Genomic DNA, 22,797 nt, shown 5'->3' on the forward strand with positions numbered 1-22,797 from the left:
CTTTAATCTTTATAATGACAATGATTTTTGTTAAGTCATCATTTGGTATTGCTAATGTTTTAAAGGATGGTTTAGATGACTTAAAGGATGAATTGGGCTTATCCCTTATCCTTTTGTCCAATTGTCCAATCTAATTTATCCAATGTTATCAATGTTAGACACGCCTAGATGTTATCAATGGTGCCTTTGGGCAATACGCTCATCACAGAGGCACGTTGGATTTTAATGTCCGTGTTGTTATTTAGGGCGATGAGTGCATAGTCGCCATCAATCTTTTTAATACGACCGACCAAACCACCAGCGAAAACCACCTCATTATCAACCGTCAAAGCATTGACCATGGTACGATGCTCTTTGGCTCGTTTGGACTGTGGGCGAATGATGAGAAAATAAAAAATGGCAAAAATGGCAATCATTGGCAATACTGACAAAAAAGAATTGGGCTGAGCAGGTGCAGCGGTTGCCAAAACAGAAGATAACATGAGCATTCCTAAATTTTTAAAACGAAAAATAACGCATATCATACCATAAAACAAATGCAATTTAGCAAATTTTACATAAGCCTTTGAAATATTGTATAAATTTTCCCAAAATCATCATTTTATGTTTAATCTAAGCCATGCCATCATCATCGCAAAATCGCCCATTTTATCCTAAAATGCTTGCAGTTGTCATCATTTTGGCTTAATATTAGCGGTTAATTTAAGCCATTCATTCTTTGTATGCCCCGACCGAGATTTTTTCTTATTGCTTTTTATCTATTTGCCATCACACCTAGCATCGCCTTTGCCACAATGGGTCAGAGCGTGGGACAGGCAAATAGCACCAATGTCATTTTGCTGATTTTTTATGTGGTGCTGTCGCTTGTGGTTTCCTTTATTTGCTCCATCTCAGAGGCAACCTTATTGACGATGACCCCAAGCTATATTGATACTCTAAACGAAGACAGCCCCAAAACCGCCGACTTACTGAATGAAGTTAAAGTGGCGAACATTGAAAAATCCATCTCATCAATTCTCACCCTAAATACCATCGCCAATACCTTAGGCTCGCTTGGGGCAGGTTCACAGGCGACCATCGTCTTTGGCAGTGCGTGGTTTGGGGTGTTTAGCGGTGTGATGACATTGGCGGTACTTATGGGCAGTGAAATCATTCCTAAGACGCTTGGGGCAACCTACTGGCGACGATTTGCTGTGCCTGTGGCGTATTATGTTAAGGGCATTAGTGTTTTGCTGTTCCCCATCGTTTGGGTTGCTGAGAAAGTCTCTCGTTTACTCACGCAGGGCAATAACGAGAACGGTTTTAATCGCCATGAGTTCATTGCCCTTGCCAATCAAGGCGAAATCTCAGGGCAGATGAGTGAGCTTGAGACACGCATCATCAAAAATTCATTGGCACTAAGCATGATTCATGTGGAGAGCATCGTTACGCCACGCTCTGTGATGATTGCCTTTGATGAGAATATGACGGTTGGCGATGTGTTTGCCACACACCCCAAACTGCCATTTTCTCGCTTCCCCATTTTTGATGAAGATTTGGATAATGCCACAGGTTTTGTGCTAAAAAGCGACCTACTTATCGCCAAAGCCAACCAAGAGATTCATACGCCCATCAAAGCCTTTAAGCGAGAGATTACCTTTGTTTTTGCCAAGATGAGACTGTTTGATGTGCTTGATTTGATGTTAAAAGAGCGACTGCATATCGCCCTTGTGGTGGGTGAATTTGGTGAAGTTAAGGGGATTGTTAGTTTAGAAGATGTTCTTGAAACTTTGCTTGGTCTTGAAATTGTTGATGAGATTGACCGTGTTGATGACATGCAAGCCCTTGCCAGACAGCTTATGGACAGACGCATGAGCAGACTGGGTACAACCGTTGCCGATGATGAGAATGTAGGTAATGTTGGCAATATGCCAAATGGGACATAAAAACGCAAATAACTAAAACGCAAATAACAAATATAAGACATCTAAATCAAATACTCTATGATGGCAATGGTCAATAAATGCACAGGATAGAACCAATAAAACAAATAGCGACCACCAAAATCAGACCCTTTTTTGCCATTAAAACCATGGATGAGTAGGGCGGTGAGTATCATGCCAAAGTGCATGTAGCCGAGCCCAACAGTACGATTAAAACCATAAATGAGTACATAAATCACAGGCAAGGATAAAAGATAAGCTCTAAGGCATTTGGCTTTATCTTCATAAAAATAATCAAACAATAAAGTCATGTAAATCATGGCAAAACCATAATCAGATAGGCTAATGATGGGATAAAGTAGGGCAATTAGGATGATTTTTGTCAAGCGATTAATGTTCTTATGATGCCAAATCATCAAAGCGATGAGCGATAGCAAAAGCGAAAACAGCACATTGCCACGCATGAGATTTGCCATCACAGTCCAGTCAGCTTGTCCCCATTGGTGCCATTGATACAACAGCACGACATTTTTGATGCCAATATCAAACAGCCAAAAGGGAATTTGAGCGATAAGAGCGAACAGCCCCAAGCGTTTGGCATAACCTTTGACATCACGAGTATGATAAAACCCCACCACAAGCAGATAACACATAAGCGGAGCAACTGACCGCCCCAAAAAATGTGCCATCTCGGACAAATGGGTATTATAATCCCAAAATCGCCATGCCACATGATCAACACTCATAAATAACATGGCAAGCCACTTTAAATAAAAAGCGGACAATGACCGATGGGGGTAACCTCTGGTGCTTATCATTTGAGTTTTATGATTTGGTTGTGCCAATGGATTATTGATTATTGTGTCGGATTATTGTGCCAATGGTGGTATGGTATCAGGAGCATACCGCTGATGGCGTTTGTCTCGTTGGTCGGGTAGGGCAAAACGCTCATCATCAAAGGCGACTAAGGGAAGAAATGCTACGTTTTGGGCGGGCAGTTTTTGGCTGTGGGTCAGTCGCCATAAGTCAGTCTTTGTTTTGTCAGTCGCTGTTTTGGTGGTGCTGTTGTCATTGGTGATATTAAGATAGTATTTGGCAGGCAAGGGGTCAAGTGTGAATTTGCCTGTATAAATGTTATTGCTTTCATGAGTTAGTACAAAATCACGGTCTTTGTCTTTATCGGTGGCGTGCGAGACTTTGACATGAAGCGTGGTAGGGTAGTTCATATTTTGAGCGGATTTTAACTCAAAACGTACCGCATAATCATCAGGTGTGCCATCTAGTCGCATGATGCCTGACAGACCCAAATCATGAGCAAGTTTGTCTTTGGAGGCATCTTGATAAAGACTTTTGCCGTCCATGTACCAATCATCACGCACAGGCGAATCTTTGATATTAAAAGCGTGAATGATAAAGAAAATACAGCCAATAACCACAATGAGTGGCAGTCCGATGACGAACACGATGACCATGTAGTTTTTGTACCAAACATTGGCATTGGCTTTTTTGGTGTTGGTATGTGGGGTGGCAGACATGATGGCACAATGATAAAATTTGTCTTAATTTTAGCATTTTTTACCCAAAAAGACAAAACATCAAAGACAAAACATCTCATCAAAGACAAAGAATATGACAATAAAAACAAAACCAAACTTTAAGGTGTGCCAGCATGTCTTTAACAATTTTTAAAAATATCAAGCAAAGCATTGACATAACTGGGATAAAATCTGTTAAAATATCTTATCCAAGATTGCTTATTGCTTTTATCTTATTTATTCATTTTATCTTATCACATTGTGGGGAGCGACCATCATGATGACCATCGCTGGAAAGCCGTTTTTAACCCAGTTTCAGACAGACGCTCTCATCAAAGAGCTAAACACCAAGACCGATTTATCCATCCGTGCCATCAAATCACAGCAGATTTATGTTTTTGCCAGCTACTTAACCCATGATGAACACCAAAAAGCACTCAGTTTATTAAATGATGGCTTAGCGTTTGATGAAGATAAAGCCGGTGATGGTGAATGTCAAGTGGTGGTGTCTCCACGTTTTGGTACGATCAGTCCATGGGCATCCAAAGCGACTGACATTTTTACAAACTGTGGGATAAATATTGAACGTGTGGAGCGTGTTGTGTTATTTACGCTAATAGGCGATGGTGAACTGCCACGCAAACTGCCACAGGTTGCCCAAAATATCCTACACGACCGCATGACCCAAAGCCTAAGCCATGATTTATCAGCACTCAAAGCACTCTTTGCTGATGATAAGCCCAAACACCTAACGCATATTGATATCATGGGGCAGGGGCGTTCGGCACTGGTACAGGCAAATGGTGAGTTTGGTTTTGCATTATCTGATGAAGACATGGATTATTTGGTCAAGCATTTTAATATCTTAGCCAGAAATCCTACTGACGTGGAGCTTATGATGTTCGCCCAAGCCAACAGCGAACATTGTCGCCATAAGATTTTTAACGCCCAATGGACAATTGACGGCAAAAAACAAGACAAATCATTATTTAAGATGATTAAAAATACCCATGAGTCATCGCCTGAGGGGATTTTATCGGCTTATAAAGACAACGCAGCGGTCATGGAGGGCTTCATTGCTGAACGTTTTTATGTGAACAAAAATGATGACCGCTTGCATGAATATGGCTTTCACAAAGAGCCTGTTGATATCTTGATGAAAGTTGAAACGCACAACCATCCAACCGCCATCGCCCCATATGCAGGAGCGGCAACAGGTTCAGGCGGTGAGATACGAGATGAGGGAGCGACAGGACGTGGTGGTAAGCCAAAAGCGGGTTTGACAGGGTTTAGCGTATCTCATTTGCATCTGCCAAACATGCCTGAAAAATGGGAAAAAAATACCAAAGCATACGGTAAGCCTGCACGTATGGCATCCGCCCTTGAAATTATGACTCACGCACCGCTTGGCAGTGCAGCATTTAATAATGAGTTTGGTCGTCCTAATTTGACAGGTTATTTTAGAAGTTTTGAGCTTGACACCAGTGCCATGCAAGATGGCAGTCAAATGCGTGGTTATCATAAGCCGATCATGATTGCTGGTGGTTATGGCAACATCAAGCGTGATTTGGTGCAAAAAAATCCCATCAAACAGGGCGATTTGCTCATTGTACTTGGTGGGCCTGCCATGCAAATTGGATTGGGCGGTGGAGCAGCAAGCTCGGTTGATGGTGGCAGTTTGGATGAGGGGTTGGATTTTGCCAGTGTTCAGCGTGATAATGCAGAGATGGAACGTCGCTGTCAAGAGGTGATTGATGCTTGCTGGGCGATGGGAGCAGAACACAATCCCATCGTCTCCATCCACGATGTTGGGGCAGGTGGTCTGTCTAATGCCATGCCAGAGCTTGTTCATGACCATGAGCTTGGGGCGGTGTTGGAGCTTAGAAAAGTACCATCATTAGAACGTGGTATGTCGCCCATGGCAATTTGGTCAAACGAAGCCCAAGAACGCTACGTGCTTGCCATTAACCCAAAAGATGAAGAGCGATTTACCCAAATTTGTGAACGTGAACGTTGTCCTTTTGCCATACTGGGTGTGGCAACTGATGTGCGTCAGCTTAAAGTCAATGATGAGCTGCTGCCAGAGCAACCTGTGGATATGCCCATGCAAGTGCTATTAGGTGGCATGCCTAAGATGAAGCGTTCGGTGCGTCGCCTGCATCCTAAATTAACAGCGTTAAACATTCAACAATCAGACATTGCAGGTTTCGTTCGTGATGTGCTAAGACACCCTACCGTGGCAAGCAAATCATTTTTGATTAGTATTGGCGACCGCTCTATTACAGGCATGGTGGTGCGTGAACAGTATGTAGGGCGTTATCAGATTCCTGTGGCGGACTGTGCGGTAACGATGACAGGATTGCTTGCCGATACAGGTGAAGCGATGGCGATGGGCGAACGCACGCCTGTGGCACTCATCAGCCCCAAAGCATCAGCACGTCTGGCACTGGGTGAGACGATTACTAACTTAGCTGGTGCAAACATTGCTGATATCTCAAAGATTACCTTATCTGCCAACTGGATGGCAGCCTGTGGTGATGATGGTGAGGATGTGGCACTTTATGATGCGGTGCAGACACTGGGCGAGGAGCTGTGCCCTGTTTTGGGCATTGCCATCCCTGTGGGCAAAGACAGCTTGTCCATGCGTGCAGGCTGGCAAGATGATGGCATGGATAAGGCAGTGGTATCGCCCATGAGTCTTATCATCACAGGCTTTGCCCCTGTTCAAGACATTAATAAAACCCTAACGCCTGAACTGACCAATACCGACAGTCGTTTGTATCGCATTGATTTATCAAAAGGGCAGTACCGTTTGGGCGGTTCTATCCTTGCCCAGACACTTGGTCAACTCGGTGATGATTGTCCTGATGTGGACAGTGCAGATGATTTGAAACGGTTCTTTGAATTCATCCAAACTGCCAATAATCAGGGCTTTATCAGTGCGTATCATGACATCTCAGATGGCGGCTTGATTGCGACGGTGGCGGAGATGCAGTTTACCGCTCGTGTTGCCATCAATCTGTCCTTAGATGATGATAATCTCTTAGGGCAGTTATTTGCTGAGGAGCTTGGGGCGGTGGTGCAGGTGTTGCCTGAATACGTCTTTGATTTTGAGGAGCTGGCTCAAAGTATGGGTGTATCACAGATGGTTTGTGACATCGGAGAAGTCTTTGCCACTCCTGCTGGCGGTGCTGACCAAGACATTCTAAGCATACAGACAGCCAGTATGAATTTGGAGTTCATGCGTAGCGACCTACAAAATGAGTGGACAAAAGTCAGTCATGCCATCGCTTGTATTCGTGATAATCCTGCCTGTGCCAACCAAGAGTTTGCACTCATCAATGACATTGACCATCATGGACTGATTGCACAGGCAAATTACGACCTAAATCAAGCCATAGAAGCCCCATATGTGAATAATCGCACCAGTTACCCCAAAGTTGCCATTTTACGTGAACAGGGCGTTAATGGGCATTTGGAGATGGCGGCGGGTTTTAAACTGGCAGGCTTTGATGCCATTGATGTGCATATGAGTGATTTGATGAGCGGACGTGTCAATTTGCGTGATGTTGATGGGTTGGTGGCTTGTGGTGGATTTAGTTATGGCGATGTGCTTGGAGCAGGTTCAGGCTGGGCAAGCAGTATTTTACACCACAAAGAGCTGTCAATGATGTTCGCCAGATTCTTTCATCGTCCTGAAACCTTTGCTTTGGGGGTATGTAACGGCTGTCAGATGATGAGCCAGTTAAAAGAGCTGATGGTGGGTGCAGAGCATTTTCCACGGTTTAGCACCAATGTCTCAGCTCGCTTTGAAGCTCGTACGGTCAATGTGCGTGTAGAGCGTACCAAATCCGTGCTGTTAAAGGGCATGCAAGAGAGTATCTTACCGATTGCAGTGGCACATGGTGAGGGTTTTGCCAACCTTGATGATAAGGCGATTTTTGAGCTGGAAAATAGCGGTCAAATCGCCTTGCGTTACGTGGACAGTCAAGGGAGGGCTACTGAACATTATCCACTAAATCCCAACGGTTCACCCCAAGGCATTACAGGCATTTGTAGCAATGATGGACGTGTTACCTTAATGATGCCACATCCAGAGCGGACATTACGTGCGGTCAATCACTCATGGAGACCAAATGAGTGGGACAAAGATGGGGCGTGGATGCGACTGTTTCGTAACGCCCGTGCGTTTTTGCGTTGATGATTTATCAGACACAACAAATAAGATAGAACGTAACACCGTCAAAAAGTTGGCGGTGTTTTTATCAAAAGCACCAAAACCCATCCAATGATTGACATGACTGGTACGGTTATTTTTTATTTAAATAATTTTGTGAAATATGCTATAATTGCAAGGGTCAATCTGTCAGGACTGGCAGAATTCTACCGATGCTTTATATAGTCTATTTTTATAAAATCACATGAGGTGATTATGCTAGCCGAATGGTCAGCCATTGTCTATTTACTTGCCAGTTTAGGGCTTGTCGTCTTTATGCTTGTCGTGCCACGCCTATTGGGTGGGCGTTCAAGCGGTTCTCAAAAACAAGAAAACTTTGAAGCAGGCGTGGTTTCAGTAGGTTCAGCACGTATTCGTTTGTCTGCCAAATTTTACCTTGTGGCGATTTTCTTTGTGATATTTGACTTAGAGGCCTTGTACTTGTATGCCTATGCAGTGAGTGTGCGTGAAGTGGGTTGGGTGGGGTTTGCCAGTGCTTTTGTCTTTATTGCCATTTTATTTGTGGGGCTTGTCTATGAGATGCACCTTGGTGCGATGAACTGGGCGCCTGCCGATAAACGCATTAAGAAAAAACGCATCCTAAGCCGTCCTGCCGACTTTGATTTGACCGCCATTACCGCTTTTCATGGCATTGATGAACTGCATACCGACCCCACAGGAAAAGTCCCTGCCCAGTCATCAGGGCGGATTTTTGCAGGGCGTAAAGGCTTACAAGCGGTGCTTGACAAGGACAGCGAACAAATGGCAAACATTGACCACATTAATACCACAGGTCGGGTAACCACCCAAGATTTTAACTCATAATAGCACCGCCAATTGATTGACAGTGTTTGTTGGTATGGGTGATTTTTAAGTGATAAGGAAGGCTCATGATAATAAAAGGGTATAAAATTGATTGGACATTTGCCATGCTTGCCATGAGTTTTGTGATGGCAGCGATTGTTTCTAATAATTTTGCATTTATGGGTGGGGTGATTATTTGTTTAATTTTTGGTATCAAGAAAATAAAAAACAATTCTGATCATTAAGACAATGGAGCAGATGGCAATGATAAATCAAGGGTAAAATCTGATTTGCAATCCTAAAACAGTCATTTGGATAAATCAAAAACCAAATCTAAAATAACGCCAGTTTATTAACCAGCAAGATTAAGACGATGAAATATACGCTCACCAAACCAAACCAACATACCAAGCAATACCCACAACAAAGCCGTGAAATCATTGATGATATCACCCAAGCCGAGGTGGATAAAAATGTTTTTTTGGGCAGATTGTCCGATTTGACGCACAACCTTGCCAACTGGGGTCGCAAAAACTCCTTATGGCCCTTTAACTTTGGCACAAGCTGTTGTTATGTGGAGTACGCCACGACCTTGACAGGCGTGCATGATTTGTCTCGTTTTGGGGCGGAGGTCATTCGTGCCTCCCCTCGCCAAGCTGATGTGATGATTGTGGCGGGGACTTGTTTTGTCAAAATGGCACCTGTGATACTCAGGCTGTATGAACAAATGCTAGAACCCAAGTGGGTCATCTCCATGGGGGCGTGTGCCAATTCTGGCGGCATGTACGACATTTATTCGGTGGTGCAGGGGGTGGATAAAATCTTGCCTGTGGATGTGTATGTTCCGGGGTGTCCGCCACGCCCCGAAGCACTCATTCAAGCCATCATGCTATTACAAGAGAGCATTCAAAAAGAACGCCGTCCGCTGGGCATTCATCTTGACCAAGGGGTGTATCAGCCGATGATGATGCCAGAGCGAGATAGAAAACAAGCTGACCGCATTGCGGTGAAAAATTTAAGAAGTCCTGATGGGGTGGAGTGAGTTTTATTTTATAGATAAAATTTCTCATGCACCTTATTCATCATTTATTTCCTACCATTTTATTTTGGAACTTAAAAAAAGCTCATCATATTTTAATGCAAGATGATGAGTATCGCTTCATAAATGAAAGATTTGGTGGAATTTTTGTTTCTGGTAATAAAAACCCCTCTATGTGGCAACAATTATGGAGAAGGGAATATGTCTAAAATCATGCTGGGGGTTTTATTGGCATTATCAGCTGCTGCTCTTAATGCGTCCATTGGGATATTTAGTAAGGTTTTGCTGCAAAATGGCTTAATTCCACAAGACATTGCTTTTTTTAAGACGGTTTGTGCTTTTGTGATATTAAGTTTGATTTTAATTAACAAACCATTATCGGTACAAAAAAAAGAGATTGTCAATGCTGAAATAACATCAGATTTAAATTGGTTAAATCTACTGACCAAAATAGCCATCTGTGCATTTTTAGGTATTTTTGTGCTATTTTTCTTTGAAACAACCGCTTATCAATACGGTTTTGCATCAAATGTTGTGGTTGTTTTAATGGCTTCTGCTTCTGTTTTTGCGTTGTTATTTGGAAGAATGTTATTAAATGAGAAATTAACAATTACTGCTATTTTGGGGACATTGTTGGCGATTGTTGGAATATTCTTGATATCTTGGTCTGGTGGCAGTAATTTAACCATGTTGCTAAATGCAATCATTGCAGGTAGTGGCTATGGCGTGTTTTCAGTGTTGGTAAAAAAATTCTCGTTAAATGGTGGGATTTATTTAACAAGATTATTTATGATGTTTGGTGGTGTGTATTTGTTTTTTCCCTATTTAAATAACAGACATCATATTGATTGGAATGCTTTGATTGTGATGAATGTATTGGCATTGGCTCTATTGCCTACCATATTGGGATTTTATTGTACAACTAAGGCTTTAAATTATTTGACAGCGGCAAAAGTGCAGGTAACTGAATTATCTGAGCCTATTTTTGCGGTTGTGATGGCTTGGGTATTTTTACATGAATTACCAACCCATCAGTTTTTTGTTGGGGCAATTTTTATTGTCATGGGCATTGTTCTGATTAACCAAATGCACCAAGGTTTATTATCCCAAATAGGAAAACAAATGAGCAAATAAATTCATTGGTAAAGGCAAATATCAGGTTTATCAGGTTTGATAAATGAACAAACGCAAATATAAAAAGTTGGCATTATGAGCATTCACCACATTCACGATTTTGATGTTTTAAATCAGTTAAACGCTAAGTTTACAAATCTTCTCGTCCAAGAAACGGCAGACAGCATTCCAACCATTTGGGTGGCTTGTGATAAGCTGCTTGATGTTTTGCTGTTTTTACGCACATTGCCCAAGCCCTTTGTCATGCTTGTGGATTTATTTGTCTTGAAATCAAGATGATGACCATAGTAATTTAATTGCCATTAGCACGCAGGCAATAACCACCAAAGGACGCATAAGTTTTGCACCATTTTTTACAACTAAATGACTACCTAGATATACTCCAATTGTTTCGCCAATTGCCATTAAAATACCTGCCATCCACGCCATCTTGCCTAAATAAATAAAGACAAGCAAGGAAATTAGGTTGCTGGCTAGGTTAAGTACTCTTGAATATGCCATTGCTTTGGTAGCGGCAAAACCTAGTAAAGAAGTTACTGCAAGTAGGTAAAAAGTACCTGCACCTGCTCCAAAAAATCCGTCATAAAAAGCAATAACAGGGATAATTGTCCAAGAAAACAGAAATACACCCATCTTTGCTTTCTTTGTGGTATCTGACAAATTCTTGGAGAAATAAAAATATAAAGCCATTGCAATTAACAAAAAAGGGAGAATTTTTTCAAGGAGTGTACTAGGTAACAAAGATAAAGTGGCAGTCCCGATTGCACCGCCAATTATAGCAGGAGGCAATAAAGCAATGAGTAATTTTTTATCTAATACACCTTTGTTTAAATAATATTGGGTGGAGGCAATTGCTCCTACTGTTCCTTGTAACTTATTGGCGGCAATCGCCTGTGCGGGGCTAAATCCTGCGGTTAATAATACAGGAATAGAAATAAGACCGCCACCCCCACAAATCGCATCAATAAAGCCTGCAATACAAGAACCTATTAATAAAAAGACAACAATATCTATGCTAAAACCAAGTAATTCCATCACATTGCTCCCAATCTTAGTAACAGTTTATTGACTGAGTTATCATAAATACCAATATTTTTTAATGTATCCGTGTCTCTTAATATTTCTTGATAATTAGGAAAGTTAAGTATTCCAAAGATTTTTTCCCATTCTTTCATTTCAGTATGTGCAAATAAAGGTACGGTAGATTTTAGAGTATTAATGAATAGCGTTCTAGTTTCTTTGCTTTCATTTTTTAGCACTTCCAAGGCGACATGGCTAAATACACCAGAATGACTACGCTCATCAAGGGCGTGTCTCTTGGTAACTTCATAGCAGATATTTTGAATGGTGTTATCCTTGGACAGAATGTCTAGATAGTCAGTAATTAGTGTTTCACTAGCACACGCCACTGCAAATTGCACCAACCTTCTATTTTTTTCGTCAAGTTGTTTATTTAGTGTCTCGTTTAGCCATTGTGAAAGGTAAAAATTATTCTCGCCTAAGTGAGGTAAATTTCGTTTTTGGTAAATATAGTTGCACGCACCAATAGACATCTTGGTGTGCAATGCTTCATCAAGCAATGCTTTGGCGATGACTTTTTGCACATCTGCCAAATTTTCTGTATTAGGGGGTATTTTAAGATATTCTCGCATGCTGGCGTAACAACATCACATTCTATATAGACTGTTTTCATGTTATACAGAATCCAAGCATAAGACAAGCAAGCATCTTTTTTGGGTTGTGGTGCATTTAGCCAAGCATCATGGTTGGCAAAAGGCAATAGACATTCAGCAAAGTCTTTTTTATCGGCAAAGAATTCAATATCATCATAATCACCATCAAAAGTATGTACAGTTGCATTCTGTTGCCAGTATTTTGATAGTTTTTTCAAGATAGTTTGCATATCTGCTACGGTTTTCATCGGGTACATCCTTAACCTAAGGAATTCCTCAATTTTATATCAAATAAAGTATTTATTGTCAAGATGTAGCCATCAATTATAAAATAAATTTATATCTCACAATGGTTTATCATTCAATTTTTCTCGTAATCTATCATAAATATGCTGTAAAAAAAGCGATTTTGCGTTATAATTTGCCATTTAGTTAAAGTGTTTGGAGACTGCAAGCCCCACGCAAGCGACCAATTTAACAAACATATTATAAAAAGTTGGCATTATGAGCATTCACCACATTCACGATTTTGATATTTTAAATCAGTTAAACGCTAAGTTTGAAAATCTTGTTATCCAAGAAACGGCAGACACCATACCAACCATTTGGGTAACCGCTGAACAGTTGCTTGATGTTTTGCTGTTTTTACGCACATTGCCCAAGCCCTTTGTCATGCTTGTGGATTTGTCCGCCATTGATGAGCGTTTGCGTCAGTACCGCCATGGCTTGCCTGACAGTGATTTTACGGTGTTTTATCATCTGATGAGCTTGGAGCGAAATTCAGACATTCGCATTAAGGTTGCTTTAAAAGAAGGTGAGCATGTCCCATCTGCGACCAAGATTTATCCCAATGCCAACTGGTATGAGCGTGAGGTGTGGGACATGTTTGGGGTGGTGTTTGATGGGCATCCGCATCTGACACGCATTTTATTGCCCAAATATTGGGAGGGACACCCATTACGCAAAGAATATCACGCACGAGCCACCGAATTTACGCCCTATTTTTTGAACACCGCCAAACAAGAGTTTGAGCAAGAGAACTTACGCTTTGTGCCAGAAGAGTGGGGCATGAAACGCTCTGGGCGTGATGAGGATTTTATGTTTTTAAACATCGGGCCAAACCACCCATCTGCTCATGGGGCGTTTCGTTTGGTGTTGCAGCTTGATGGTGAGGAGATTGTGGATTGTATCCCTGACATTGGCTATCACCACCGTGGGGCGGAGAAGATGGCGGAGCGTCAGACTTGGCATTCATTCATTCCTTATACCGACCGCATTGATTATTTGGGTGGGGTGATGAATGAGTTGCCTTATATCATGGCGGTGGAGAAACTGGCAGGCATCAGCACCCCTGAGCGTGCCAATGTCATTCGCATCATGATGAGTGAGTTTTTTAGGATTACCAATAACCTGCTCTATTGGGGCACATTTATTCAAGACGCTGGTGGCATGACCCCTGTGTTTTATATGTTTGCTGACCGTCAAAAGGCGTATGATGTCATAGAAGCGGTAACAGGCTATCGCATGCACCCTGCGTGGTTTCGGATAGGCGGTACGGCACATGATTTACCCAATGGCTGGCAGCGGTTGGTGCGTGAGTTTTTGGACTGGATGCCAAAACGCCTTGATGAATATGTCAAGGCAACCATGACCAATAGTGTGCTAAAAGGACGCACGCAAAATGTCGCCCAATATGATGCCAAACATGCTCTGGCGTGGGGCGTAACAGGGGCAGGACTAAGGGCGACGGGCATTGAGTTTGATTTGCGTAAAGCGAGACCGTATTTGGGTTATGAGAATTTTGACTTTGAAATTCCTGTGTTTTATAACGGTGATGCCTATGACCGCTGTTTGGTTAAAATTGAAGAGATTCGCCAAAGTTTACGCATCATTGAACAATGCCTAAATAACATGCCATCTGGGGCATATAAGGCTGACCATCCACTGGCTGTGCCACCGCCAAAAGATAAAACTCTAAAAGATATTGAAACGCTGATTAACCATTTTGTATCAGTATCATGGGGGCCTGTCATGCCAGCAGGGGAGTCAGCGTGTATGGTAGAAGGCGTTAAGGGGCTTAACAGCTATTATGTCATATCCGATAAATCCACCATGAGCTATCGCACACGCATTCGCACGCCAACCTTTGCCCATTTGCAGCAGATGCCCAGCGTGATTAACGGCTCTTTGGTGTCTGATGCGATTATTTATTTGGCAAGCATTGATATTGTGATGGCAGATTGTGATAGGTAACTGCCTTTTCGCCAAAGATTGATGGCGATTTAAAAATTGCTCTAAGAGTTATCAAAATAGGCATTTATAAAGGACGGTCATGCAAGAAATAATACAATCTATTGTTTTTATTGCTGCCGCCATACTGCACGGAATTACAGGCATGGGGTTTCCGATGCTCGGTACAACCGCATTGGCTTTTATCATGCCATTGTCTAAGGTTGTTGCCTTGGTGGCATTACCAAGCCTGTTAATGAGCTTGTTGGTTCTATGTAGCAATAACAAAAAGGGTTTTTACCAAGAGATTGTTTATTATTTAAAAACCTATAAATTGCTTGCTATTGGTAGCGTCGTTGGCAGCATTTGGGGGTAAAGCTGCTTTTGATACTTCCAGTGTCTTGGCTGTTTTTACTGATGGCAATCATTACATTGTATTATTCTGTCAATGGCATTTTAAATGTATGTGCAAAAGCAAAAAATATTCAAGTGGTTGCCAATAATAAAAATATGGTTCTGTTTGGGTTTTTGGCAGGCGTTATTGGCGGTTCAACCAATACCATGTCCCCCATATTGTTAATATTTTTGCTGAGTGAAACAGAGGATAAAAACCGCATCGCAAAAGCAAGCAACCTGTGCTATCTTTTGGCGAAAATTGTTCAAATATATATGCTAAAAGACCAGTATTGGTTATTAAATAAGAGTGAATACGGTTTAATATTTTTACTGTCCGTATTGTCTATTATTGGATTGTATGCTGGCATTTGGTTAAGAGCTAAGATTAGCCCAAATTTTTTTAAAATGTTAATTTTTATTGTTTTATTGGTATTGGCTCTAAAAATTGGGCATTCAGGTTTAATTAAACTTTAAGTCATTATTAAATGCCTTAACTTATTATTAAATATTGTTATTAAATCATTGACACAATGTTTTAGAATTTTAAATACAAAAGGTTACCATGAAAATTGTTACCGACAAAACCCCCAAAGTGGACATTCACGCCATTTTAATGCCCCAAGAAATTGACGGCATTCATCATCACATTCATCACTACCCACAGCCCCGTGCGGCGGTGCTTGATGCTTTGAAACTTGTGCAAAAGCGTAACGGCTGGGTCAATGATGCCCAAGTGGCTGCCATTGCCAACATGCTTGGCATCAGTGTGGCAGATGTTGAGGGGGTGGCGACATTTTTTAATCGCATTTATCGCTTGCCTGTTGGGCGACATGTGATTTTGGTTTGTGATAGCATTGCTTGCTATTTGACAGGCTATGAACCGCTTTTGGCTGAGTTTAAGGCACAGCTGGGCATTGAGTTTGGGCAAACCACAGCTGATGGCAGGTTTACCCTGTTGCCAATTTGTTGTTTGGGAAATTGTGATAAAGGGGCAAGTGTGCTGATAGATGAAGACACTTATGGCCCTGTGCTGCCGTCCGAGGTCGGTCTATTATTGGAGCAATATGTATGAATAAGCCAAATGTCAGCGAACAGATTGACGCTCGTAAAAACGGACTTGCCCCAAGCCAGCTTAACCGCCAAAAAACCCCAATCTGGGGCGTGGGACTGGCGGACGGTCAAGCACCAACATCACAAACGCACCCTTTGACATGGCGACTGTATCATCATGATGCACTGCTGACACTGGCAGATTATGAAAAGCTGGACGGTTTTGTTGGCTTAAAAAACGCCCTATCCAAATCGCCCAAAGAAGTCGGCGAGATGATAAAAACCGCCAATGTGCGTGGGCGTGGTGGGGCAGGGTTTAACGCAGGGCTAAAATGGACATTCATGACCCCGCCTGATGGGGGCGTGCGTTATTTGATTTGTAATGCCGATGAGATGGAACCTGGCACATTCAAAGACCGCCTATTGATGGAGCGTCTGCCTTTTCAGCTCATTGAGGGCATGCTCATCAGTGCCTATGCCATTGGGGCGAGCGTGGGCTATGTCTTTATCCGTGGCGAGTATGTCCTAGCTGCCAAGCGCTTACAAAACGCCATTAACGAGTGTGTCGCCAATCGCTTGCTGGGTGATGGGATTTTGGGGACGGAGTTTAACTTTACTTTGCATGTTCATACAGGGGCGGGGCGGTATATTTGTGGTGAAGAGACGGCACTCATTAATTGCTTGGAGGGCAGGCGTGCCAACCCACGCACCAAACCGCCATTTCCCCAAGTTTCAGGGGCGTGGGGTCGCCCAACGGTGGTGAATAATGTTGAGACATTAAACAACATGCCTGCCATTTTGCTAAATGGGGTGGATTGGTATTTGAATTTGCCAAAAGCCAAGGGCAAATCCACCACCCCTGGCACCAAAATCATGGGCGTGTCAGGGCGTGTCAAAGATGCAGGGCTTTGGGAGTTGCCTTTTGGTCATACCGCAAGGGAGTTAATAGAGCTGGCAGGTGGCATGCAAGAGGGGCTTAGCTTAAAGGCATGGCTACCGGGGGGAGCGAGTACCGACTTTTTGACCGCAAGTGATGAGCATTTGGATTTGGTGATGGACTTTGACCCCATCATGAAAGCGGGCAGTCGTTTGGGTACTTGCTTGATGATGGTGGTGGACGAAAGCCAAGACATGGTGAGTTTGTCAAAAAATCTACAACAGTTTTTTCAGCGTGAAAGTTGTGGCTGGTGTACCCCTTGCCGTGATGGCTTACCGTGGGGCGTTAAAATCCTTGATGCCATGGATAACGGACAGGCCCAAGCGGACGACATTGACAAACTATCCGAGCTGACACGAGATTTGTGGATTGGCAAAACCTTTTGCGCTCATGCCCCAGGGGCGATGGAGCCACTCATGAGTGCGTTAAAATATTTCCGTCATGAATTTGAGCAAAAAGTAAACAACCAATCAAAACCACAACAAAATAAGGTGGGGGTGTAACATGGCAGTCATTCATATAGATGGTAAAACTTATGATGTGGACGGCTCGGATAACCTGCTCTCAGCCTGCCTGTCGCTTGGCATTGATGTGCCGTATTTTTGTTATCACCCAGCCCTAGGTTCGGTCGGTTCTTGTCGTCAGTGTGCCGTCAAACAGTATAATAACGCCGAGGATTATCAAGCAGGCAAAGGGCGGTTGGTGATGAGCTGTATGGTTGCCCCCAGTGATGACATGTATATCTCTGTTGATGATGATGAAGCCAAGGCATTTCGCAAAAGCATTGTGGAATATTTGATGACCAATCACCCCCATGACTGCCCCACTTGTGAAGAGGGTGGTCATTGTCATTTGCAAGACATGACTTATATGTCAGGTCATCATCGTCGCCGTTACCGCTTTACCAAACGCACTCACCACAATCAAGAGCTTGGGCCTTTTATCGCTCATGAAATGAACCGCTGTATCGCCTGCTATCGCTGTGTGCGATTTTATCAAGATTATGCAGGTGGTGATGATTTGGGCGTGTATGCGTCTAATAACCGTGTTTATTTTGGTCGCCCAGAAGATGGGCAGTTTGACAGTGAGTTTAGTGGTAATTTAACCGAAGTTTGCCCCACAGGGGTGTTTACGGATAAAACCCATTCTGAGCGTTACAATCGTAAATGGGACATGCAATATGCCCCAAGCATTTGCCATGGCTGTTCGGCAGGCTGTAACATTTCAGCAGGCGAGCGTTATGGCGAGCTTCGGCGTATTGAGAACCGCTATAATCACGATGTCAATGGCTACTTTTTATGCGACCGTGGGCGTTTTGGTTATGGTTATGTCAATCGTGCTGACCGCCCAACCCATCCTCTTAAAAATGTGAATGGACAATTTGTCAAGACCAGTGCAGAGCTTGCTGTGGATGGCGTGGCGGACTTGCTAAAAGGTAAAAATGTGATTGGCATTGGGTCAGCCAGAGCCAGTTTGGAGAGTAATTTTGCCCTAAAAAGACTGGTTGGAGCAAACAATTTTAGCACAGGCGAGCGAGCGGCCGTTAAAGATGTGGTGGAATTGGGTGTGGCATTATTACGCCATGAAGCGGTGCATCAGGCATCATTGGCACAGATTGAGACGGCAGATGGCGTGTTTATTTTGGGGGAGGACATTACCCAAACGGCAAGCCGTGTTGCCTTGTCAGTACGCCAAGCGGCTAAGAATAAATCCCGCCAAATGGCAAGTGCCCTAAAAACCGAGCATTGGCTTGCTGAACCTGTTAAGCGTATCGGACAAAGTGCGTACAGTCCGATTTATGTGGCGTGTGTGGCAGATACTAAGCTATCCGACATTGCCAAAGTGTCTGCTGTTGCCACACCAGATGACATTGCCAAATTGGGCTTTATGGTGGGCGATGTCATCAAGGCATATGCTGATACGCTAGATGAGATTGGCAAAAGTGAGAACGCCATTTTTGCCAAAGAAAAACAGACGGATTTGGTGATTGATGATGACATGGCAATGCAATTTTTGGCGCATCATATCGCTTATGATTTGATTATGGCAAATCGTCCGCTTGTTGTTACAGGCACAAGTTTGACATCAAAAGCAATCGTTCAGGCCGCAGGCTACATTGCCCAAACCTTGACCGCCAAGCGTGCCAAAATCGCCCATGTGGAGCGTGAATTTGTAGAAGTGCAAAACGCCAAAATCCGTGATGAGGTCGCTCGTCAGTTCATTGACCCTGATAAAGATGCCAAAACGGACGGTACGCACACCACAGAGCGAGACCCCAATGACTTTGAAAAAGAGCTGTCATCTCGCCTATTAAAGACAAATACTCTGTATGCTGATAAAACAGGCGTGTATGTTGCCATGCCAGAGTCCAATAGCGTGGGTGTGAATTTGTTGGGTGGGCAGGCGATGGAGGAGGTTTTGGCACAAGCGTTTGAGGCGGTGGTCGTGTTAGAACATGATTTGTCAAATCTGACCCCAAACCAATTTGACAAATTAACACAAAAAACACTCATCGTACTAGACCATCAGTCTTATGAATGGCATGATAAAGCTGATTTTGTGTTATCAAGTGCATCATTTGCTGAAAGTGATGGCACGCTTGTCTCTGCTGAGGGGCGAGCAGGGCGGTTTTTTGCAAGCTATGATAAAAAATATTATGAACCAACCAGCGAGCTAAAAGACAGTTGGCGTTGGCTACATGCACTTGACAATGCCATGACAAACAAGATGGGTGAACCCATCTGGCACCATCTTGATGATGTCATTGATGAGCTGATTGTAGAGTATCCATACCTTGCTCAAATCAAAGATGCTGCCCCAGAGTCAGATTATCGCATTACAGGGCTAAAAGTTGCCCGTGAACCACGCCGTTATTCGGGGCGGACGGTGTTACGCTCGCCCATTTCTATCCACGAACCCATGCAACCTAAGGACTTAGACAGTGGTTTGACCTTTTCAATGGAGGGTTATGTGGGCGATAAGACCAATCCAAGCCTCATCCCTTTTGCGTGGTCAGCAGGCTGGAACTCCCCACAAGCATGGAATAAATACCAAAATAAAGTTGGTGGGCGATTAAAAGGTGGCGATGTGGGCATTCGTCTGTTTGAGACACTGCCAAAGACGCAAATGGTGTTTGGGCGTGTTGATATTGATAATGTGAATGTTGCTACAAGCATTTTTGATGGTCGTGCGGTCGTTGTGCCTGTGCATAATCTATTTGCAAGCTCACGCATGATAAGCCGTAGCCCTGTGGTAGCAAGCCAAATCAAGCCCGCCATGTGGATGATAAACCATGATGATGCAGAGCGTTGGATGGTTAAGGCGGGCGATAAATTAACTCTTGCCCAGCATGGGGCAGAGATTACCTTGCCTGTGGAGGTGGTGGATTATTTGGCAGATGGCTGTATTGGTTATCCTGATGGCGTTGTACCGCTTATGCTCGGTATACCAACGACTGTCAAAAAGGCGGAAGCTGATACGCCTGTCTATGTGCCTGAACATCAAAGGAGCATGCAGAGATTGGCAAGTATCAAGCGTGAGAATATCTTTACACCAAAGGCAGGGTTTAATAACACACCGTTTGCGATGAATGAAGTGGGGGCATAAATGAGTATTCGTGTGATTCCTGATGTGCCGTCATGGCTTGGCACTTGGTCGTTTGAGTGGTGGTCGTTTGTTTTTATGACCGCCCAAACGCTGATTATTTTTTTGGGGCTTGTTGTGACAGCGGCCTTGATGATTGTGTATGAACGGCGTATGTTGGCGTTGTGGCAAGACCGTTATGGCCCAAATCGTGTTGGCTGGCAAGGCTCGCTACAACTGGTGGCGGACATGCTCAAAATCTTTTTTAAAGAAGACTGGACACCCAACTTTGCCGACAAACGCCTATTTACCCTAGCCCCTGCCATTGCCATGTTTAGTGCTTTGGCGTCTTTTGCCATCATTCCCTTATCACCCACATTGGGGGCAGCAGATTGGAACATTGGCATTTTATTTTTCTTTGCCATGGCAGGTTTGGCGGTGTATGCGGTGATGTTTGGCGGCTGGGCTTCTGCCAATAAATTTGCTTTGCTTGGCGGTCTGCGTTCAGCGGCTCAGACGATAAGCTATGAGGTCTTTTTGGGCTTATCGCTCATGGGCGTGGTGGCGATGACAGGGTCATTTAACTTGCGTGAGATTGTCTTGGCTCAGGCAGATGTTTGGCATGTCATTCCACAATTTTTGGGGTTTTTGACCTTTTGTGTGGCAGGCGTGGCAGTTACCCACCGCCACCCTTTTGACCAACCAGAGGCGGAACAAGAACTGGCAGAGGGTTATCATGTGGAATACTCTGGCATGAAATTTGGCATGTTTTTTATCGGTGAATATGTCAATGTGGTTGTCATCTCAGCACTCATGACCTGTTTGTTTTTTGGGGGTTGGCTTGCCCCATTTAATCTGGATTTGCCCTTTGTGCCACCTGTGTTTTGGTTTTTGATTAAGACCTTGTTTTTTATGACTTTGTTTGTGCTAATTCGTGGTTCACTCATGCGTCCCAGATACGATCAGGTGATGAATTTTGGCTGGAAAGTGTGCTTACCCATAACGCTGCTAAACCTTTTGGCGACTGCTTTTGTGATTTTGATGGTGAATTAAATGTTTGCAACTTTAAAAAATACGGCAGTGGGCATGTTTACCATTGTGCGTTCAATGTGGATGGTCAATAGCCACGCCCTAAGACCCAGAGACACGATTTTATACCCTGAACAGCCTGTGCCTGTACCACCCCGTTTTCGTGGTCGCATTGTGCTGACCCGAGACCCTGATGGCGATGAACGCTGTGTGGCGTGTAACTTGTGTGCGGTGGCTTGCCCTGTGGGTTGTATTAGCCTACAAAAGGCAGAGCGAGAAGATGGGCGTTGGTATCCTGAGTTTTTTCGCATCAATTTTAGTCGCTGTGTGTTTTGTGGCATGTGTGAAGAGGCGTGCCCAACCACCGCCATTCAGCTCACCCCTGATTTTGAGCTTGGTGAATATGACCGCCAAAATCTGGTGTATGAAAAAGAACATTTACTCATCAGTGGTGTGGGTAAATACCCAGAATACAACTATTATAGAGTAACAGGCATGGCAACGGACGATAAACCCAAAGGGTCGCACGAGCGTGAAGCAGAGCCTGTTAATGTGCGGAGTTTGTTGCCATGATTGATGTGTTAAAGGCGTTTTTGGCAAATGGCAGTGTGGTGGGTTTTTATGTCTTATCGCTGGTGGCAATTTGGGCAAGCCTAAGGGTGGTAACGCACGCCAATGCTGTGCATGCCATTTTATCCATGATTGTATCATTATTGGCCGTGGCGGGTATTTTCTTTATCTTAGGTGCTCCATTTGCAGGCATTCTTGAAATCATTGTCTATGCTGGGGCGATTTTGGTGTTATTTGTGTTTGTCATCATGATGCTAAATCTAGGCACAGATACCACAGAAGAAAAAACATGGCTTACCGCCAATGCGTGGGCGATGCCTGTGTGTCTGATGATGATTGTTGGGGCGGTGCTGATTGGTTTTATTGGCTATGGTACAGACCAATCCATACAGCTACAAAGCGATACCATCTCTGCCAAAGATGTGGGTATACGCTTATTTACAGGGTATGTGTTGCTTGTGGAGGTGGCGGCATTTTTGCTTTTGGGGGCATTGGTTGCGGCATATCATTTGGGTAAAAAAGCACTTGATGATGAAAACATCAGCCACAGCCAAACATGCCCTGACATCGTCTCTAATACATGGGCGAATCAAGACAAAGAGCAACAGGAGAGAGCCAATGCAAAATTATAATGTGGATACACTAAATGTCCCCTTTGCCCATGAAGTCGCCAAATTGGCA

The 22,797-nt window shown here is 43.6% G+C and carries 19 protein-coding genes and 1 pseudogene; 14 read left to right on the top strand and 6 right to left on the bottom strand.

Annotated elements, in window-relative coordinates; translation table 11 throughout:
* Positions 1-164: 164 nt before the first annotated feature.
* Entirely contained in the window at positions 165-488 is a 324-nt protein-coding gene (gene yajC / locus A7456_RS05750) for a preprotein translocase subunit YajC (protein WP_067008478.1), read from the bottom strand.
* A gap of 234 nt (positions 489-722) precedes the next feature.
* Here yajC and A7456_RS05755 point away from each other — a divergent pair, with 234 nt between their 5' ends.
* Positions 723-1,925 (top strand): CNNM domain-containing protein, encoded by a 1,203-nt coding sequence (locus A7456_RS05755; RefSeq protein ID WP_082995463.1) that lies wholly within the window; start codon positions 723-725, stop codon positions 1,923-1,925.
* 41 nt (positions 1,926-1,966) lie between these two features.
* Here A7456_RS05755 and A7456_RS05760 read toward each other — a convergent pair whose 3' ends face one another.
* Complete coding sequence (locus tag A7456_RS05760; protein WP_067008481.1) at positions 1,967-2,740, bottom strand: TraX family protein; 774 nt, start codon at positions 2,738-2,740, stop codon at positions 1,967-1,969.
* 51 nt (positions 2,741-2,791) lie between these two features.
* Positions 2,792-3,457 carry a FixH family protein gene (locus A7456_RS05765; protein WP_067008484.1) on the bottom strand — a complete coding sequence of 222 codons (666 nt, stop codon included), beginning with the start codon at positions 3,455-3,457 and terminating at the stop codon, positions 2,792-2,794.
* A 274-nt stretch (positions 3,458-3,731) separates the two neighbouring features.
* Here A7456_RS05765 and purL point away from each other — a divergent pair, with 274 nt between their 5' ends.
* From purL to A7456_RS05790, 5 genes are all read left to right on the top strand, one after another.
* Entirely contained in the window at positions 3,732-7,658 is a 3,927-nt protein-coding gene (purL, locus tag A7456_RS05770; protein WP_067008654.1) for a phosphoribosylformylglycinamidine synthase, read from the top strand.
* Between the two features lie 231 nt (positions 7,659-7,889).
* Entirely contained in the window at positions 7,890-8,498 is a 609-nt protein-coding gene (gene ndhC / locus A7456_RS05775) for an NADH-quinone oxidoreductase subunit A (protein WP_067008487.1), read from the top strand.
* Between the two features lie 352 nt (positions 8,499-8,850).
* On the top strand, positions 8,851-9,519 hold the full coding sequence (locus A7456_RS05780) for a NuoB/complex I 20 kDa subunit family protein (protein ID WP_067008490.1): 669 nt from the start codon (positions 8,851-8,853) through the stop codon (positions 9,517-9,519).
* A 198-nt stretch (positions 9,520-9,717) separates the two neighbouring features.
* Positions 9,718-10,650 carry a DMT family transporter gene (locus A7456_RS05785; protein WP_067008657.1) on the top strand — a complete coding sequence of 311 codons (933 nt, stop codon included), beginning with the start codon at positions 9,718-9,720 and terminating at the stop codon, positions 10,648-10,650.
* A 75-nt stretch (positions 10,651-10,725) separates the two neighbouring features.
* Positions 10,726-10,929, top strand: coding sequence for a hypothetical protein (locus A7456_RS05790; RefSeq protein ID WP_067008493.1), 204 nt, complete (start codon positions 10,726-10,728; stop codon positions 10,927-10,929).
* Here the strand turns inward: A7456_RS05790 and A7456_RS05795 are convergent.
* From A7456_RS05795 to A7456_RS11905, 3 genes are read right to left on the bottom strand one after another with little or no spacing between them, the layout of a single operon-like run.
* On the bottom strand, positions 10,921-11,685 hold the full coding sequence (locus tag A7456_RS05795; protein WP_066893406.1) for a TSUP family transporter: 765 nt from the start codon (positions 11,683-11,685) through the stop codon (positions 10,921-10,923). The two genes, A7456_RS05790 and A7456_RS05795, sit on opposite strands and share 9 nt — an antisense overlap.
* Positions 11,685-12,254 carry a diiron oxygenase gene (locus tag A7456_RS05800; protein WP_253850833.1) on the bottom strand — a complete coding sequence of 190 codons (570 nt, stop codon included), beginning with the start codon at positions 12,252-12,254 and terminating at the stop codon, positions 11,685-11,687. Before A7456_RS05800 ends, A7456_RS05795 begins: the two co-directional genes overlap by 1 nt.
* Complete coding sequence (locus A7456_RS11905; RefSeq protein WP_197940312.1) at positions 12,149-12,571, bottom strand: diiron oxygenase; 423 nt, start codon at positions 12,569-12,571, stop codon at positions 12,149-12,151. The genes A7456_RS05800 and A7456_RS11905 overlap by 106 nt, the downstream gene beginning before the upstream one ends.
* A gap of 256 nt (positions 12,572-12,827) precedes the next feature.
* Between A7456_RS11905 and nuoC the strand changes: the two genes are divergently transcribed.
* The 8 genes and pseudogenes from nuoC (at position 12,828) to nuoJ (ending at position 22,748) form a co-directional block, all read left to right on the top strand.
* Entirely contained in the window at positions 12,828-14,576 is a 1,749-nt protein-coding gene (nuoC, locus tag A7456_RS05805) for an NADH-quinone oxidoreductase subunit C/D (protein WP_067008496.1), read from the top strand.
* A 79-nt stretch (positions 14,577-14,655) separates the two neighbouring features.
* Positions 14,656-15,422: pseudogene (locus tag A7456_RS05810) on the top strand (sulfite exporter TauE/SafE family protein).
* 88 nt (positions 15,423-15,510) lie between these two features.
* The gene (gene nuoE, locus A7456_RS05815) at positions 15,511-16,020 is read left to right on the top strand and encodes an NADH-quinone oxidoreductase subunit NuoE (protein ID WP_067008499.1); all 510 of its coding nucleotides are present in this window, start codon (positions 15,511-15,513) and stop codon (positions 16,018-16,020) included.
* Positions 16,017-17,438 (top strand): NADH-quinone oxidoreductase subunit NuoF, encoded by a 1,422-nt coding sequence (gene nuoF / locus A7456_RS05820; RefSeq protein ID WP_064641093.1) that lies wholly within the window; start codon positions 16,017-16,019, stop codon positions 17,436-17,438. Before nuoE ends, nuoF begins: the two co-directional genes overlap by 4 nt.
* Before the next feature lies 1 nt (position 17,439).
* Positions 17,440-20,541, top strand: coding sequence for an NADH-quinone oxidoreductase subunit NuoG (nuoG, locus tag A7456_RS05825; protein ID WP_067008502.1), 3,102 nt, complete (start codon positions 17,440-17,442; stop codon positions 20,539-20,541).
* Positions 20,542-21,570, top strand: a complete 1,029-nt coding sequence (gene nuoH, locus A7456_RS05830; RefSeq protein ID WP_082995467.1) for an NADH-quinone oxidoreductase subunit NuoH — start codon at positions 20,542-20,544, stop codon at positions 21,568-21,570.
* A complete protein-coding gene (gene nuoI / locus A7456_RS05835; protein WP_003659463.1) occupies positions 21,571-22,119 on the top strand; it encodes an NADH-quinone oxidoreductase subunit NuoI in 549 nt (182 codons plus the stop codon).
* The gene (gene nuoJ / locus A7456_RS05840) at positions 22,116-22,748 is read left to right on the top strand and encodes an NADH-quinone oxidoreductase subunit J (protein ID WP_064623671.1); all 633 of its coding nucleotides are present in this window, start codon (positions 22,116-22,118) and stop codon (positions 22,746-22,748) included. Before nuoI ends, nuoJ begins: the two co-directional genes overlap by 4 nt.
* Positions 22,749-22,797 lie beyond the last annotated feature (49 nt).

This window comes from Moraxella nonliquefaciens (assembly GCF_001679005.1).
Classification (GTDB): Bacteria; Pseudomonadota; Gammaproteobacteria; order Pseudomonadales; family Moraxellaceae; genus Moraxella; species Moraxella nonliquefaciens.